Below are 16,831 nucleotides of genomic sequence, written 5' to 3' on the forward strand. Positions count from 1 at the left end.
CTGATCAGAAAAGGCGTCCTGTGAAAAAAATCTCCCGGAAAAACTCCGGGAGATTTCAGACTATAGACAAAGCCCTGCTTTTGCAGGGTTTTTTCATTTTCAGATTATCCCAGCTTCGCCGGGAGAGACGAGGAAACCGTGGTCTGGTGCTTTTGACGGAATTGCCGCGGGGTGATCTGGTACCGCTTTTTAAAGGTGCGGATCAGATGACTGCAGTCCGCAAAGCCGGTCTCGGCTGCAATATAGTTCAGGTCATAGTCGGTAAAAAGAAGCAGGTTTTCAACCTTGTTCAGGCGGATAAACTCGATATACTGCTTACAGCTCTGCCCGTAATGCTTCAGAAAAAGTTTGGCAAAATAGGAGTAGCTCATGTTGTATTTATGTGCCAGTGCCTCGATATTGATGTTTTCCTGGGAATGGCGGTCGAGATAGACGAGGATATCCTGCATACTCTGTTCCTCACTCTCGGAAATCGATTCGGGATTGAAACAGATTCCCTGGCAGTGCCAGATACGCAGAAGCCGGAGAAACAGTGTGGAAAAGAGAGAATAGATATAGGCATCATAACCGTATTTCTTTTCAAGAGCCTCCCTCTCAAGGGTTACAAAAAAATCATGGAGATTCAGCTCTGAGAGATCTTCCTGCGTAAACAAAAGCGAAGGATAGGTCATCGTGGCGATTTTATGGAAAGCAAAGCTCAGGTTCGGAAGGTAGCTTCCGGTGAGCTGGATGCGGTTCAGGTTGAATTTGATACAGAAATAGCGGAATGGCCGATCCTGGTCTGCGGCAAGTGCGTGGACCGTCTGTGGAGGAAACAGGATGAAAGAGCCCGGTTTTATGTGGTAGACGGAATCGTTGCAGCTCACGAGAAGAGAACCTTCCTGCAGATAAAGAACCTCCGTAAAATAGTGCCAGTGGGATTTGACCGGCATGGAAAAACTGTCGGAGCAGCAGGAAAAGGCTTCAATCGGCGAGTGCAGGATGTCACTGTATTCAAAAAGATTCTTCAACGGAAAAGTCCCCCTTCAGGTAAAAAATATTCAGTATTTTTCTGGGAATATCAGTTTCGGAAAAATAGAAACATTCTATTTTTGTACAGTCGCATTATATCATATCCAAATGAAAATTGATACAATGGCGAAAGCATTTGAAAGAAAATTAATGCTGAATTTGGTAACTCAATTTCCTAAGATAAGGGGGGATATGAAAACATGAAAAGCAACACGAAACAATTCCCGAAAAACAAAATTGCGTGGCTGTGGGAAAACATGGAGGGAAAACGGGCGCTGTACTTTGTCGGTATTCTCGGAACCGTTTTGTACAATATTCTGCAGCTTACGATTCCCTATTTTTCGGGAAAAATTGTGGATCTGTTTTTAACGGGGGAGAACGCGGCGACAAATCTTCAGGTACACCGTGACCTGCTTTACCGCTTGCTGTTTGCGATGGTCGGCTTTACGTTCCTGCGTGTTATCGTTGTTTATGGCAGCTGTATGATCTATGAGACGGTGTCGCAGAGTGTTCTGTACCGGGTGCGGAATTATCTGTACGACAAGCTTCAGCGTCAGGATATGACGTTTTACAGTACCTATCGGACAGGAGATCTGATGACACGGCAGACAGGAGACCTGGATGCGGTGCGTCACATGGTTGCATGGGTTGTACGAATGGTGGTTGAGTCATTTTCTCTGTTTGCTGCAGCGGCCGTTTTCTTCCTGTATACGAACTGGAAGCTGGCACTGTGCGTTCTTGTGATTTCACCGTTTGTATTCTGGATTATCTATCTGTTCCGGAACCGCGTTGCCCCGATGCATGCGGCGCTGCGTGAAAAACTGGCACAGATGAATACATGCGCACAGGAGAATATTTCCGGAAACCGCGTTGTCAAAGCGTTTGCAAGAGAAGATTACGAAATCGAGAAATTCGACCGTGCCAATACCGACTATGCGGAGACGAATAAGGCAACCGGAATGGTATGGCTGAAATTTTTCCCGATTGTCGAGAGTATTGCGAACCTGATGCCGGTTGTCCTGCTCGCAGTCGGCGGTGTTTTTATGATCAGAGGACAGCTTACTATGGGAGACTATGTGGCATTTTCAGGCCTCATCTGGGCAATCGCCAATCCGATGCGTCAGATGGGAAATATCATGAACGAATTTCAGCGGTTCTCAGCAGCGTCGAAAAAGGTCATGGAGCTGTATTACTCCGAACCGAAAATCAGGGACGAAGAAAATGCCGTTTCCCATCCGGAGCGGTTTGAAGGCAAAATCGAGTTTGATAACGTTTCCTTCCAATACGAGGATGGTGATTTGCCGGTTCTGCACAATATTTCCTTCACGGCCCATCCGAACGAGACGGTTGCGATCATGGGCGAGACCGGCTGCGGCAAGACATCGCTGATCAATCTGATCCCGCGGTTTTATGAGCCGACAGAAGGACAGATCCGGATTGACGGAATTCCTGTAGAACAGCTGAAGCTGTATGATCTCCGAAAACAGATCGGACTTGCCACGCAGGATGTTCTGCTGTATTCTGACACGATCGAGGGAAACATTGCCTACGGCGATGATTCGATCAAGATGAACGAGGTTGTCAAGTTTGCAAGGTATTCCGCTGCGGCAGATTTCATTTCAAAGATGCCGGAGGGCTACGATACCCTGGTCGGAGAGCGCGGTGTTGGTCTTTCCGGAGGCCAGAAGCAGAGAATTTCTCTGGCAAGAGCACTGGCGATCCGTCCATCGGTTCTGATTCTTGACGATACAACATCGGCGGTTGATATGGAAACAGAGAAACAGATTCAGCAGTCCTTACGGGAGCTTGATTTTCCATGTACCAAGATTGTGATTGCACAGCGAATTTCGACAACGAAAACAGCGGACAAGATTATTGTTCTGCAAAATGGCTATATTGAAGAAATGGGAACACATGAGGAACTGATGGAGAAGAAGGGTTACTATTATGAACTGGTGAAGCTGCAGACCGGTGTGGATGAACTGTAGGAGGGGAAGCAATGGCAAAAAATACATACAAGCAGGATGAAGTGCTCGAAGAGCCGTTTGACATCAAGCATCTGCTCAGAGCTTCATCCTATATCAAAAAATATGCAAAACGGATGGTTTTTGCGATCCTTTTGAGTGGCATCGGCGGTGCGTCCGGCTATGTGGCGCCGATGATTATCCAGCGGGCGCTGGACCTTGCAATTCCGGAGAAAAACGAGAGGCTTTTATTTTCTCTTGTGGGAATGCTGGTCGGCATCTATCTGGTGAGCGTGATCTTCACAACAATCCGAAGCCGCATTATGGTGGATGTCAGTCAGAGTATCATCTATGATATCCGAAAAGATTTGTTTGCACATCTGCAGGAGCTGCCGTTCCAGTATTACGATGACCGCCCGCACGGCAAGATCCTGATTCGGGTTGTCAACTACGTCAACTCGGTATCGGATATGCTGTCAAATGGTCTGATCAACATCGTTCTGGAGAGCTTCAACCTTCTGTTTATCGTGATTTTCATGTTTCTGGTTGATGTGCAGATGGCATTTGTCGTGCTCTGCGGCGTGCCGGTGCTGTGCGTTTTCATGGTCTGGATCAAGAATAAACAGAGACGTGCATGGCAGGCAGTTTCGAACAAGAACTCGAACCTGAATGCCTATCTGCAGGAGAATATTGTCGGAGCCCGCATTACGCAGATCTTTGCACGAGAGGATGAGAATGCGGAGATTTTCAAAGATCTTTCCAAGGATTGCCGCAGAACATGGAATACAGCAGTTCGCTATTCCAACCTGGTATGGCCGGGTATCGATTCAATTTCCGTCTGCGTGCGTGCTGCCATTTTTCTGTCCGGTCTGATCCTTTTCGGGCAGGGAAATAAGTCGGTTGGTACGATTGTAGCGATTTCGAGCTATGCATCGTATTTCTGGCAGCCGATCATGAACCTTGGAAACATCTTCAATAACTTTATCAACAACATTGCGTATCTGGAACGTATCTTTGAGACGATGGATGAGCCGGTGACGGTAAAGGATGCAAAAGATGCCGTTGAAATGCCAAAAATCCGCGGTGAGGTGACCTTCGATCACGTAAATTTCTCGTACGATGCGTCAAAACAGATCTTAAACGATGTTTCGTTTACGGTAAAACCGGGTGAGAGTGTGGCGCTTGTCGGACCGACCGGAGCCGGAAAGAGTACGATTGTCAATCTGATTTCACGGTTTTACAATGTCAATGGCGGTCGCGTCCTGATCGATGGACAGGATATCTCGCAGGTGACCATTCATTCCCTGCGTGAGCAGATGGGTATTATGATGCAGGACAGCTTTATTTTCTCGGGAGATATTGAGGATAATATCCGTTACGGAAAGCTTGACGCAACACATGAGGAGATTGTGAAGGCGAGCAGAACTGTCTGTGCGGACGAGTTTATCAGCAAAATGCCGGATCGCTATCAGACGGAGGTAAGGGAGCGTGGTTCCATGCTGAGCCAGGGACAAAAGCAGCTCATTTCGTTTGCGCGTACCCTGCTTTCCGATCCGGCCATTCTGATTCTCGATGAGGCGACCTCAAGCATTGACGTACAGACCGAAAAAGCACTGCAGACGGGACTCAATGCCATGCTGAAGGGCAGAACCTCATTTATCATTGCGCATCGTCTGTCTACGATCCGCAACTGCGATAAGATTATGTATATCGATAACGGCGGTATTATGGAGAGCGGAACACATGATGAGCTGATGGCAAAGAAAGGCCATTATTATAAACTGTATACAGCACAGCTTGATGAAGTACAGAAAGCGGGCTGATCAAAAAAAGATCATAAAAAAGATTATAAAAAAGGCTTCTGCCAGCGGATAAAAATCCGTGGCAGAAGCCTTTTGCCGTTTCTTGTTCGTGTCGCTTTTTGCGCGTGTCGCCGAAGCGACCCGCCGCAGGCGGAAAATTCGGCAAAGCAGGAGTTCTTCTTATTTTCCGGAGAAATATTTCTCTTTGATGATTTCAACCGGCATATCTTCACCGGTCCACAGCTTAAAGGAAGCAGCTCCCTGGTATAACAGCATGTACATGCCGTTTCCGGTCTTGCATCCAGCCTCTTTTGCCTCACGCAGCAGGCGGGTTTCCTGCGGATTGTAGATCACATCGAAAACGAAGAGGTCTTTGTGGAACATCGTTGTGTCGGTGATGATGGTGTTCTCGGTTTTTGGAGCCATTCCGACGGAAGTTCCATTGACAAGAATGGCGCTGTCTGCGATGGATGCGCGAAGGACTTCCGGATCGGAGAAGTCGTGCAGGGTAACCTTGCAGGAAGTACGCTCATTGAGTTTTGCAACGATTTCTTCTGCTCTTCCGAAGAAGTTGTCTCTGACGTTGAATACGTTGATCTCGGCTACGCCGTCGAGGGCTGCCTGTACCAGGATTGCGGTAGCAGCGCCGCCGGCACCGAGCAGAGTCATCTTTTTGCTGATGATGTCTACGCCGTTTTCTGCAACTGCTCTCATGAAGCCGACACCGTCGGTGGTGTAAGCGGTGAGAACGCCGTTGTCGTTGACGATGGTATTACATGCGCCGGAGATCTCCGAAGCAGGAGAAACCTTGTCTGCCAATTTGCACATGATATTTTTGCCAGGCATGGTGATGTTCCAGCCTCTTGCACCCATGGTGCGGAGTCCTTCGACTGCCTGCGGCATTTTGTCTTCCGGTACATCAAAGGCAAGGTAGCTATAATCAAGGCCGAGCTGGTCGCATGCTTCGTTGTGCATTTCCGGAGAAACACTGTGTGCAACCGGGCTTCCGAGTAAACATAATAATCCGGTGTGTCCTGTGATGTGTTTTGACATAGTTTGAAATCCTCTCTCTCCTCGTATTTCCGCATGATGATAAATCGTGCTGTAGCACTTTAAACTGCTACTATATGAAGTGAATTATACTCCAGATGCCGAAAGAAAGCAAGAAAAAAAAGAGGAAATGACGCAAAGTTCATTTCCTCTTTTCGTGTTGGTTTTTGATTAAGGTTTAAGATGGAAAAGATTCGCCCGGAAATCAGATTCCAAGTTTCTCTTTCATGTAGTCAACCGGAGTATCTTTTCCGGTGTACAGCTTGATTGCGATGAGTGCCTGGAACAGCATCATGCCCATGCCGTTGAATACTTTCTCACATCCTGCTTCTTTTGCCTGTTTCATCATAACGGTTTCGCGCGGAGCGTAAACGGTATCCGTTACGATGAGATCTTTTTTAAAGAAGGAAGGATCAGGAATGTTGGAAAGGTCTTCGAGTGGATGCATTCCTACGCCGGTAGCATCGCAGAACAGGTCAGCTGCGTGCATTTTTTCTTTCAGGAGGTCTTTGTCTGCCAGATCGTTCATGGTAGCCTTGCAGTTGGTGTTCTTATTGATCAGATCAACAATTTCCTCTCCACGGCTGTAGAATTTGTCTTTGATGTTGAAGATTTCAATTTCTGCAACTCCATCCAGAGCACCGCGCACTGCAATTGCAGTAGCAGCACCGCCGGTTCCGATCAGGACCATCTTCATTCCCTTGAAATCGATGCCCTCTTCGGTCAGTGCCTGCCAGTATCCCATACCATCGGTGTTGTAGCCTTTCAGTTTGCCGGTTACCTGACCGTTTTCGTCGCGGAGGTTGACTACGGTGTTGATAGCGCCGCATAACTTAGCTGCTTCATCTACCTCGTCCAGATATTTGTGGACAACAGTTTTGTTTGGCATGGAAATATTGGAACCGAGCATTTTCAGCGCGCGGATACTCTGCACAGCATCTTTTAAAGAATCGTTATCAACTTCGAAAGCAAGCTGAATGACGTCATCTCCGTTTTTGTCGTATGCAAGGTTGTGGGTTGTCGGAGACTGGGTGTGACGGATCGGGTAAGCCATTAATCCAACTAATTCGGTATGTCCTGTAATATTTGGCATGATATTTTCCTCTTTTCTTTTTTTATGCTGCGCTGTTGTCATTGATGTTGGAGTCAAAAGGTTTTTTGACCTTTTGACCCTGGTATCTTGTCATTTTGAAAAAGAAACAGCGTAGCAGATGATATACAGTTTTTGTCGGGCTGCTTAAAGTAGTGGAATCGTTATCGTTCCCTTATGCAGTGAAGCACTTGTTATTTCGCTGGGTAAGAAGCGATGCTGGGGATTACTCAAGCGGCTCCAGATGCAGGTATCCCTGGGACTCCAGTACATTCAGGATCGCACGGCCTTCCATGGTACCTTCCATGATGCGGCGTGCGCGTACGGAATCGCCGATGGTATAAATATAAGTATGGGTATCGGCGAATGCTTCCTGAAGCTCCGGAAGAATCGGGTTGTTGGAGCGCATTCCAAGGCAGTTGAATCCATAATCGAAGGTGAGATCCTGGATGGTTCCGTCCGGAAGCTTTACAGTGAATGCGTTTTCTTTTACTTCCTGAAGAGCGGTGTTGACATATTCTTTTACACCGTATTTGTCGTGTGTCTCACGCATGGAGCATTTGGTGATCGGGTCTGCAAGCATACCGATCTGCGGCAGCATATCGATGATGGTACACTCGGCGCCTCTCGGTGCAAAGTATTCAATAACGTCAAGTCCTACGGAACCGCCGCCGACTACAACGACTTTCTTGCCCTGACAGGCTTCTTCCGGATATTTTCCGGCGTTTACATTGTTGATCATACCAAAGATGGTATTTACGTTTCCGGCATCGATGTTCTCTTTCAGGCCTTTGATCGGCGGAACAAGCGGAACGGAACCGGTGGAGTTTACAATGATGTCCGGTTTGAACTGTTTGATCTTATCCACCGTAGCTTCGGTGTTGAGGAAAATATACAGGTTTTTCAGTCTGGCGGCTCTTGCCTCAAGGTATTTCGGGAAGTCTTTCATACGGGTCTTGCTTGGAAGATCGGAGATGAAAGTGGAAAGACCGCCGATGTGATCGTTTTTCTCAAGTACGAAAACGTTGCATCCGACTTCTGCTGCGGTGCAGGCTGCTTCCATACCGGCAGTACCGGCGCCGACAACAACAACGTTACAGTTTTTATTTACTTTCAGTGCTTTGTAAACATCGCCTTCCGGAACAGCCGGGTTTACGGTACAGCGGATCGGGCGGTTGACGCCGATACGGTTTCCGGCACATCCGACGTTACAGGAGATGCATTTCCGAAGGATATCTTCCTCGCCGTTCTCAACTTTTTTCACCCAGTTCGGCTCAGCGATCAGGCCGCGTCCCATTCCGACGATATCTACATCGCCGCTCTCGAGAACTTTTTCAACGACCTTCGGGTCACGGTAGTTACCAGCATTGATAACCGGTTTTTTGAATTTATTTTTTACGGCTCTTGCCATGTAGGAACGCCATCCATCCGGCAGGAAGTTGGAGTCGATCTGATACTGAAGAGATGGGTTCAGACCGCAGGATACGTCGTACATATCTACGAACTCATCCAGGTACTCCAGGTACTCGAGCGTATCTTCCAGCGTATTTCCACCCGGAACACGCTCCTCGGCAGAGATACGAACGATGATCGGGAACCACGGTCCGACGTTTTTCCGTACTTCTTCCAGTACCATACGCGGGAAACGCAGACGGTTTTCTACAGAACCGCCGAACTCGTCGGTTCTTTTATTGTAATACGGGGAGATGAACTGGCTCATCAGGTAGGAGTGGCCGCAGTGGATTTCAATGGCATCAAAGCCGATGGCCTGCACACGTTTTGCGGCCTCGCCGTATTTTTTCACGGTTGTCATGATTTCTTCTTTTGTCATCGGGCGAGGGGTTTCTCCGCCGGCTTTTGTCGGGATGTTGGAAGAAGAAACGGTTTCCATACCGGTTCTTGCGGAAGATGCGGAAGCTCCGGCGTGGTTGATCTGGATCGCTACGGTAGCACCGTTTTTATGAAGGTTTTCGACTAACTGATAGTAGCGCGGCATAAAGCTGTCGTGGTCGATACGGATCTGGCTGGTTCCGTTGGAACCGACCGGGTACTCGATGTTGGCGTTCTCCAGAATAATAAGACCAACGCCGCCTTTTGCGCGGAGAGAGTAGTAGTTCATATGACGGTTACTCATTTCACCGCTTGTCTCACCGTAGTTGGTTCCCATCGGGGTCATTGCAATACGGTTTTTAATCGTTGTTCGTTTGATGGTAATTGGCTCGAAAATTTTTGGGTAAGCACTCTTCATGAAAATTTCTCCTTATTCATTACATGAGCGGTAATCCTCTGTTTGTGACAAATCCATCATAACTCTTTCGACTAAAAATTAACAATATCTTTCAGATAAACTTTCGATACGTTTTCGCTATCATTTTCGGTCTCTTCAATAATGTCAGCGTGCTGTTTCATATATTCGGTAAACCGTTCGACAGCCGGAAGCCGGTAGCGGTTCTTCATCCAGAACATAAAGGTCTGATGATAAATCTCGAGACCTTTCAGTGTGTGGATGCGGATACCGTCTGCCTGTTCCAGAATATCGGTTCGCGGCATGAGCGCGATGCCGAAGTTTTCGCGTACCAGTGCCACAATCGAATATTCATCCGGGCATTCCATGATAATATTCGGATGAAGCTGATATTTCCGGTAGAGATGACCGGTGTAAGCTCCCATCCAGGAGGCGCGGTCGTAGCCGATCACCGGATAACGGGTAAGTTTTACAAGCGGAACCTCAGGTTCATCGGCAATCGGATGCTGTTCCGGGGATACGATGACAAGCGGCTGCTGGATCAACGGAAAAAACTCCATGTCATCGCGCTTTAAAAAGCCGCCAAACCCAAGATCGAGTTCACCGGATTTCACCTTCTGTGCAATGGCCGGGGTATGGTTCTGCCAGAAGCTAAAGGCAACGTTTTTGTTTTCTTCTTTGTCCAGAAAGGTGCGGACATTGTGCGGAATATAATGTCCGGCAAGTGGAAAAATATAACCGATGTTGATTTTGCCGCCACCGGAGGCGAGCTCTTTCATCTTGCCTGCCGCAATATCACAGTCACCTGCGATCCGGTCTGCATGCTCCAGAAAAAGGCGGCCGGCATTGGTAAGGACAACACCGCGCCCTTTCTTTTCAAACAGCGTGATCCCAAGCTCGCTTTCAAGGGCGGCCATGGAACGGCTCAGGGATGGCTGGGAAATATAAAGCTCCTCCGCTGCCTGGTGATAATTTTCCAGCCGGGCAACCTTTCGGAAATAGAGAATCTGATTCAGTGTCATGTGGTTTTTCCTCCTGAAAAAATGATTCCGTAAGAAAGTCTTTGCTTCCTCTTATTATGATAACTCAAGTATACCACATCAATGCATTCAATGCATTGGTTTTTTCCCTTAAAAGCATTAGACCGTACACGTTTTCACTGTTAAAATAAAGGCAAATGTTATTTTTTTAACATTCACGAAACTGGTAATCTGTTGTTTGTGACAAAACAAAAGGATGAACCGAACAGAGGAAAAAGACAATTTGACCTCAACATAATCTATTTAAAAAGGAGAGAAACCATGAACAAGAAATACCTGCCAAGTGCATTAATTCTGTACTTGAACTACTTTATCCACGGTGTTGGATGCTCCATCCTGGGCCAGGCAGTCATCAAAGAGGCTCTGGCAGCAGCTTGGGGAGTGGAAGCAATGGCAATTACCGCAATTTCCGCAGCACTCGGTCTTGGCCGTCTGATCGCACTGCCATTTGCAGGTCCTCTGTCCGACAAACTCGGACGCCGCATTTCCACTGCAATCGGAAGTGCTTCCTATGCAATTTACCTGATCGGCCTTGCTCTTGCATTTAATGCAGGAACACACGGCGGTTACACCATCGCTTACGTATGCGCCATCATCGGCGGTATCGCAAACTCCTTCCTGGATACCGGTATTTACCCGGCAGTATCCGAGATTATTTACAAAGCTCCTGGCGTTGCTACCATGGGAATCAAATTCTTCATCGCAATTGCTCAGATGCTGCTTCCATTTGTTCTTGGTGTAGCTGTTACTTCTACAGCAGCAGGCCTTACCTCCTACAATCCGTTATTCTACGGATGCGGAATCGCTTATATCGTACTTTTTGTACTGGTATTCCTGTTCCCGCTGCCAGACGCTGACCAGAAAGCATCCGGCAAAAAAGAGGGTCTGATCGACAGTCTGAAACATACACATTTCTCCTTCGAATCCATCGCCATGATCCTGATCGGATTCACCTGCACCGGTACATTCCAGCTGTGGCTGAACTGTGCACAGAACTTTGCAAAAGAGAATGTAGGCTGGGCTGATCCGTCCATCATGCAGACCTATTATTCTGCAGGAACCATGCTGGCACTGATCGTAACAGCATTCCTGACCAGAAAAATCAAAGACGTTCGTTTCATCGTTGTTTACCCGGCAATCTGCCTTGTAACCATGATCGCAGTCCTGATGGGACAGAGCAAACCGCTGATGATCGCCGGTGCCTCATCATCGGATGGGCAGGCGCAGGCGGATTGCTTCAGATCGCAACTTCCGTTTGCAACATGCTGTTCCCGAAAATCAAAGGAACCGTAACCGCACTGGTTATGATTGCATCTTCTCTTTGCAACTACACGATCCTGACCGCAGCATCTAAAATGCAGCCGTCCGGCGTTATGACCATGAACATCGTTCTGACCGCAGTTGGCGTTGCACTTGGACTGTTTGTAAACATTCGCTATAAAAAAATGGTTGAACTTGCGCAGCAGGACAACTAAAATGAGATTAAGGATTGCGGAGTACGAAGAGCCAAGTAATCCGGGCGTGAAAAAGAAAAGCTGCAAAAGAAAAGTCAGGGTTAATATTGAAGAAAGAAGGAAAAACACATGAATACAGTAAAAGTTCGTGATATTGAAATCGGTGCCGGTGCACCGAAGATCATCGTTCCGATCGTAGGAGTTACCAAAAACGATATCATCGAAGAAGCAAAAACCTTCCATTCGATTCCGGTTGACGTTGTAGAGTGGCGTGTAGACTGGTTTGAAGGCGTATTCGACTTCGCACAGGTAGAAGATGCATTAAAAGACCTTCGTGCAGCACTCGGCAATATTCCGATTCTGATGACGTTCCGTACCTCCAAAGAGGGCGGCGAGAAAGCTATCGAGCCGGAAGCATACGCTGAGCTGAACATCAAGGCAGCACAGACCGGATACGTTGATCTGATCGACGTTGAGATCTTCACCGGAGATGAGATCGTAAAGAAAATCATCGACGGCGCACACGCTGCAGGCGTAAAGGTTGTTGCCTCTAACCATGATTTCTTCAAAACTCCTGCAAAAGCAGACATCATCTACAGACTGCGCAAGATGCAGGATATGAACGCAGACATTCCGAAGATCGCTGTTATGCCGCAGAATAAGAAAGACGTTCTGACCCTGCTTGCGGCAACAGAGGAAATGACCACCAATTATGCGGACAGACCGATCATCACCATGTCGATGGCAGGCACCGGCGTGATCAGCCGTCTTTGCGGTGAGGTGTTTGGCTCTTCCATGACCTTCGGCGCGGCAAAGAAAGCATCCGCACCGGGTCAGATGGGTGTGAATGATCTGAGCACCGTTCTGGATCTGCTTCACAAAGCCATGTAACCGTTTTTTCTTTATGGGACACCGGTATTTTTAGCTTTGCTGTTGATGCCGATGTCCCTTTTGTATTATTGTTCTGTTATAAATTTAACGGAGGTATGCCTTTTATGAAGAGAGTATTTCACTGGCTGGATGAAAACTTGGAAGAATTTCTTCTTGTGATCGGTCTGATCGCCATGACGCTGATCATGGGAATTCAGGTTTTCTGCCGCTACGTCCTTGGCATGTCGCTGTCGTGGTCGGAAGAGCTGACCAGATATATTTTTATCTGGTGCGGTTTTTTAAGCGTCAGCTACTGCAGCAAAAAATGCCTTTCCATCAAGATCGAGCAGTTTGTTGCGATTTTTCCGCGGAGAGGAAAAGCCATTTTCAAAATTGTGAATCATACATTTGAACTGATTTTTTTCATCTATATGATTCCGTTTGCTTTTTCCTATATGATGTCGTCAGTTAAAAGCGGCCAGCTTTCCCCGGCCTGCAAAATTCCGATGTACTTTATCCAGGCAGCACCGCTCGTCTCCTTTGTGCTGGTTGCATTCCGCGTTCTGCAGCGGTGGATGATCGAGTTCCGTGTGGCACGCGGTGAGAATGTTTTCGACCCGGCGCATCCGGAGCGAAATACGCCGGAGTCCTTCATCGAGGCAAATGCCGGAGCAGATAACGCCACAGAAAATGCCCTGAACGCGGGTATCGACAACCGCATCCATACGATTAAAAATTCGAATGAGGAGGAACGCTAATGCCAGTCGTAGTATTATTTCTGATTTTTGTTGCATTGCTGGTCATCGCTGTTCCGGTATCGATTACCCTTGGAATCACATCTGTGCTTCCGTCGGTGTTTGACCCGTCTTTTACGGTAGGAGCCAAATATCTGATCCGTGCCATGTTCGGAGGACTCGATTCCTTCCCTCTGCTGGCAGTTCCGATGTTCGTCCTCTCCGGTATCATCATGGCTAAGGGAGGCATCTCCAAAAAACTGTTTGATGTCTTTGCCTATTTTCTCGGAAAATTCACCGCAGGTATGCCGTGCGCCGTTATCGTCACCTGCCTTTTTTACGGTGCGATTTCCGGTTCCGCTCCGGCGACCGTTGCCGCTGTCGGAAGCATGACAATCCCGATTCTGACTACCCTTGGTTATGATCTGACATTCTCCACAGCGATTGTGGCAGTTGCCGGCGGCCTTGGCGTTATCATTCCCCCGAGTATTCCGTTCATCATGTACGGTATGGCTTCCGGCGCTTCGGTCAGTGACCTGTTCCTTGCCGGAATTGTACCGGGTCTGATGATCGGTCTGCTGCTGATGGTTTATGCCGTTTATCACTGCAAACGGTATGGGGAGGACAAAGAGAAGATCCATGCAGAAGTCAAAGTGCTGCATGACAAAGGCCTGCTTCGCGTTTTAAAAGAGAGCTTTTTTGCACTGCTCAGCCCGGTGATCATCCTTGGCTGTATCTACAGCGGTGTCGCTTCCCCGACTGAGGCGGCTGTTATCTCCGTATTCTATGCATTGATCATCAGCCTTTTTGTGTACAGGAGTATCCGCATCCGCGACATCTGGTCCATTCTGGTTGAGGCGATTCGTACCTTCACCCCGATCCTGTTTATTCTGGCAGCATCGACCGCATTCTCCCGTGTGCTGACGCTGATGCAGGTACCGCAGACGGTCAGTGAGTTCATTTTGAACAATTTCCACAGCCCGGTTGCGATCCTTCTGATCATCAACGTATTCCTGCTGATTGTCGGAATGGTGATGGATACCACACCGGCAATCCTGATTCTGACCCCGATCCTTCTGCCGATCGTACAGGCAATCGGTATGGATCCGATTCAGTTTGGTGTGATCATGGTTGTCAACCTTGCGATCGGTTTTGTAACACCGCCGATCGGCGTTAACCTGTTCGTGGCAAGCTCCCTGACCGAGGTTCCGGTCATGCAGATCGCAAAGAAGGCTATGCCGATGATCGGTTTCTTCCTTGCGGCACTGCTGCTGATTACGTTTATTCCGGCGATTTCGATTGGAATTTTATAGGGAGGAGCGAAGGACAATGAAAAAGATGACAAAAAAGAAAAAGCTTTTCCGAAAAGTGACGGCACTTGCCGCTGTCGTTGCGCTTGGCGCATCGCTTGCCGGCTGCGGCTCTTCCGGAGAAGAGACGACACAGCGCTATTCCTGGCCGCTGGCAACGGCGAGCCCGGAGGACACGGTAACGCAGATCTTCGCTGAGAAGTTTGCGGAAGAGATTTCAGAGCTGAGCGATGGAAGGATGAAAATTCAGGTTTACGCAAACTCAACGCTTGGCGGCGACCGCGATCTGCTGGAAACGTGTGCTGACGGCGATATTCCGTTTGTCGTGCAGAATACGGCACCGCAGGTTTCTTTTATGGGGGATCTTGCCGTGTTTGATTTGCCGTGTGTGTTTGATTCTCTCGATGAATGCCGTGAGAAGATTGATAATCCGGAGTTTTACGAGCTGATCAGCAACGTTTATACGGAGGGAGGCTATCACCTGCTCGGTATGGCAGATCAGGGATTTCGTGTCATGAGTACGAATAAGCCGGTTTACAGCTTTTCGGATTTCAAGGGTCAGAAGATCCGTACCATGGAGAACAGCTACCATCTGGCATTCTGGAAAGCCATCGGTGCCAACCCGACGCCGATGAGCTTCAGTGAGGTTTACATCGGCCTGCAGCAGCACACGATTGATGCGCAGGAGAACCCATACGAGGTCATCGTTTCGAATAACCTGTATGAGCAGCAGGATTACGTAGTGGAGACGAACCATCTGCCGCATCTGATTTCCCTGATCGTCAACGACGATTTCTTCCGGGATCTGCCTGCAGACGAGCAGGAGATCATGACCGAGGCCGCAAAGATTGCGACCGAGTACGCAAGAGAGCAGTCCGATGCCCGTATTGTCGACAAGATCGCGAAAATCGAGGAGAGCGGAACGAAGATTCTGACACTCGATGGCCAGACAAGAGCTGACATCCGCGAGGCATCCCAGAGCGTGTATGAGTCGATCAAAGAGAATATTGATCCGGCGATTTACAATGCGTATATGGATGGAATTGAAAACTGAGCGTTATTCACTAAAAAAATGGTGACGATTCAGAGCCTTATCTCGATGTTGCTTTTCGCCATATGAAACTCCGGAAAAATTGCTCATTCATGCAAGCGTGTTTCGCGATTTTTCTTCGGCTTCGCATGGCTCTGAATCGTTGCAAAAAAAGAAATTTCCCGGCTGCGGGGCGCTGAAAAACGGTGCTTCGCAGTCGTTTTTTTTGTCTGGATCGCTTTAAAATCGCTTTAAATTTACAAAATCTGCCTTGTACCGTCGAAATTACAAGATTATAATGGGATTTGGAAGGTTTTTTTGATCTATTATTATGACCAAGGGAGGCAAAAAAATGATTTTTGAACACATGGACCGGATTGTATTTGCAGGAGATTCCGTAACGGATATGGAGAGTGCACAGCCGGTGGGGGAAGGTTTATTTGAAAATGTCGGAAAGAGTTATGTCCGAATCGTCGAAAACATGCTTGCAGCATTCTACCCGGAGGTATATCTCCGCGTGACAAACTCCGGTATCGGCGGAAACACAAGCCGTGACCTGCTGCAGCGCTTCGACCGCGATGTCGTATCATTAAAACCAGACTGGGTATCCATCTGCATCGGCATCAACGACGTCTGGAGACAGTTCGACAGCCCGGCCATCCCGGACGAGCAGGTATCGCCGGAGGAGTACCGTTCCAACGTCGAAAAGATGATTCTTTCCGTAAAAGATAATGTAAAAGGAATTTTCCTCATGACCCCATACTACATGGAGCCAAATGGGGAGGACTGGATGAGAAAACGCATGGACACCTACGGCGCGATCTGCAGCGAGCTGGCTGAGAAATACGGCTGCCGCTTTATCGACCTTCAGGCCGTCTTCAACGATTACTTCCAGTACCGCCATTCCTCCTACATCGCCTGGGATCGAATCCATCCGAACCAGATCGGCGCTACAGTGATCGCACGGGCATTTCTGGAAAAATGCGGATTCGACTATAATCACAGACCGGAGCATGCTTGAAAAACCATTTCCGCAATCTGAAAGCGCCACTTTGCGGTATGGCTTGCCCTCATAAGGCAGACAAAAAGCGGGAATCGTTATTGGGGTCCTCGCTTTTTCTTTGTCCTGTTCTGTCTGAAAACGGCGGACAGAGTCGAAAAAAGAGAAAAAGAATCGGTAAAATTTTGCTTAAATTACCAAAAATAATTGCTGTTTTGGGACAGTTATGGT

13 protein-coding genes and 1 pseudogene are annotated in these 16,831 nt (G+C 48.0%); 8 read left to right on the forward strand and 6 right to left on the reverse strand.

All coding sequences use genetic code 11. From position 1 onward, the window contains the following. Positions 1 to 104: 104 nt before the first annotated feature. Positions 105 to 1,010, reverse strand: a complete 906-nt coding sequence (locus tag DXA93_RS09705; protein ID WP_055267788.1) for an AraC family transcriptional regulator — start codon at positions 1,008 to 1,010, stop codon at positions 105 to 107. Positions 1,011 to 1,211: 201 nt separating this feature from the next. Here DXA93_RS09705 and DXA93_RS09710 point away from each other — a divergent pair, with 201 nt between their 5' ends. Then, on the forward strand, positions 1,212 to 2,999 hold the full coding sequence (locus DXA93_RS09710; RefSeq protein ID WP_055267790.1) for an ABC transporter ATP-binding protein: 1,788 nt from the start codon (positions 1,212 to 1,214) through the stop codon (positions 2,997 to 2,999). Positions 3,000 to 3,010: 11 nt separating this feature from the next. Beyond that, on the forward strand, positions 3,011 to 4,798 hold the full coding sequence (locus tag DXA93_RS09715; protein ID WP_055267792.1) for an ABC transporter ATP-binding protein: 1,788 nt from the start codon (positions 3,011 to 3,013) through the stop codon (positions 4,796 to 4,798). Between the two features lie 159 nt (positions 4,799 to 4,957). Here the strand turns inward: DXA93_RS09715 and aroE are convergent, their stop codons facing one another. The 4 genes from aroE to DXA93_RS09735 all read right to left on the reverse strand — a co-directional run bounded on the left by aroE (position 4,958) and on the right by DXA93_RS09735 (position 10,184). Beyond that, the gene (gene aroE, locus DXA93_RS09720; protein ID WP_119208167.1) at positions 4,958 to 5,830 is read right to left on the reverse strand and encodes a shikimate dehydrogenase; all 873 of its coding nucleotides are present in this window, start codon (positions 5,828 to 5,830) and stop codon (positions 4,958 to 4,960) included. Between the two features lie 202 nt (positions 5,831 to 6,032). Further along, the gene (locus DXA93_RS09725; RefSeq protein ID WP_334291836.1) at positions 6,033 to 6,923 is read right to left on the reverse strand and encodes a quinate/shikimate dehydrogenase; all 891 of its coding nucleotides are present in this window, start codon (positions 6,921 to 6,923) and stop codon (positions 6,033 to 6,035) included. A gap of 220 nt (positions 6,924 to 7,143) precedes the next feature. Then, entirely contained in the window at positions 7,144 to 9,165 is a 2,022-nt protein-coding gene (locus tag DXA93_RS09730; RefSeq protein WP_119208169.1) for an oxidoreductase, read from the reverse strand. Positions 9,166 to 9,236: 71 nt separating this feature from the next. Continuing rightward, positions 9,237 to 10,184 (reverse strand): LysR family transcriptional regulator, encoded by a 948-nt coding sequence (locus DXA93_RS09735; RefSeq protein ID WP_119208171.1) that lies wholly within the window; start codon positions 10,182 to 10,184, stop codon positions 9,237 to 9,239. Between the two features lie 279 nt (positions 10,185 to 10,463). On the opposite strand from DXA93_RS09735, the pseudogene DXA93_RS09740 reads away from it, so the two are divergent. From DXA93_RS09740 to DXA93_RS09765, 6 genes and pseudogenes are all read left to right on the forward strand, one after another. Continuing rightward, positions 10,464 to 11,677, forward strand: a pseudogene (locus DXA93_RS09740) (MFS transporter). A 108-nt stretch (positions 11,678 to 11,785) separates the two neighbouring features. Continuing rightward, positions 11,786 to 12,547, forward strand: a complete 762-nt coding sequence (gene aroD, locus DXA93_RS09745) for a type I 3-dehydroquinate dehydratase (protein ID WP_055226275.1) — start codon at positions 11,786 to 11,788, stop codon at positions 12,545 to 12,547. A gap of 104 nt (positions 12,548 to 12,651) precedes the next feature. Beyond that, on the forward strand, positions 12,652 to 13,284 hold the full coding sequence (locus tag DXA93_RS09750) for a TRAP transporter small permease (protein WP_117510066.1): 633 nt from the start codon (positions 12,652 to 12,654) through the stop codon (positions 13,282 to 13,284). Further along, on the forward strand, positions 13,284 to 14,573 hold the full coding sequence (locus DXA93_RS09755; protein ID WP_119208173.1) for a TRAP transporter large permease: 1,290 nt from the start codon (positions 13,284 to 13,286) through the stop codon (positions 14,571 to 14,573). Before DXA93_RS09750 ends, DXA93_RS09755 begins: the two co-directional genes overlap by 1 nt. A 16-nt stretch (positions 14,574 to 14,589) precedes the next feature. Further along, a complete protein-coding gene (locus DXA93_RS09760; protein ID WP_243109195.1) occupies positions 14,590 to 15,624 on the forward strand; it encodes a TRAP transporter substrate-binding protein in 1,035 nt (344 codons plus the stop codon). A 328-nt stretch (positions 15,625 to 15,952) separates the two neighbouring features. Beyond that, a complete protein-coding gene (locus DXA93_RS09765) occupies positions 15,953 to 16,621 on the forward strand; it encodes an SGNH/GDSL hydrolase family protein (protein ID WP_119208175.1) in 669 nt (222 codons plus the stop codon). Here the strand turns inward: DXA93_RS09765 and DXA93_RS20915 are convergent. Continuing rightward, positions 16,600 to 16,674: a DUF6783 domain-containing protein gene (locus DXA93_RS20915; RefSeq protein WP_368249205.1), complete on the reverse strand. Its 75-nt coding sequence runs from the start codon at positions 16,672 to 16,674 to the stop codon at positions 16,600 to 16,602. The genes DXA93_RS09765 and DXA93_RS20915 overlap by 22 nt on opposite strands. Between the last annotated feature and the right edge of the window lie 157 nt (positions 16,675 to 16,831).

Origin of the sequence: Blautia sp. OF09-25XD (assembly GCF_003482095.1) — a bacterium.
In the GTDB taxonomy this organism is placed as follows: domain Bacteria; phylum Bacillota; class Clostridia; order Lachnospirales; family Lachnospiraceae; genus Fusicatenibacter; species Fusicatenibacter saccharivorans.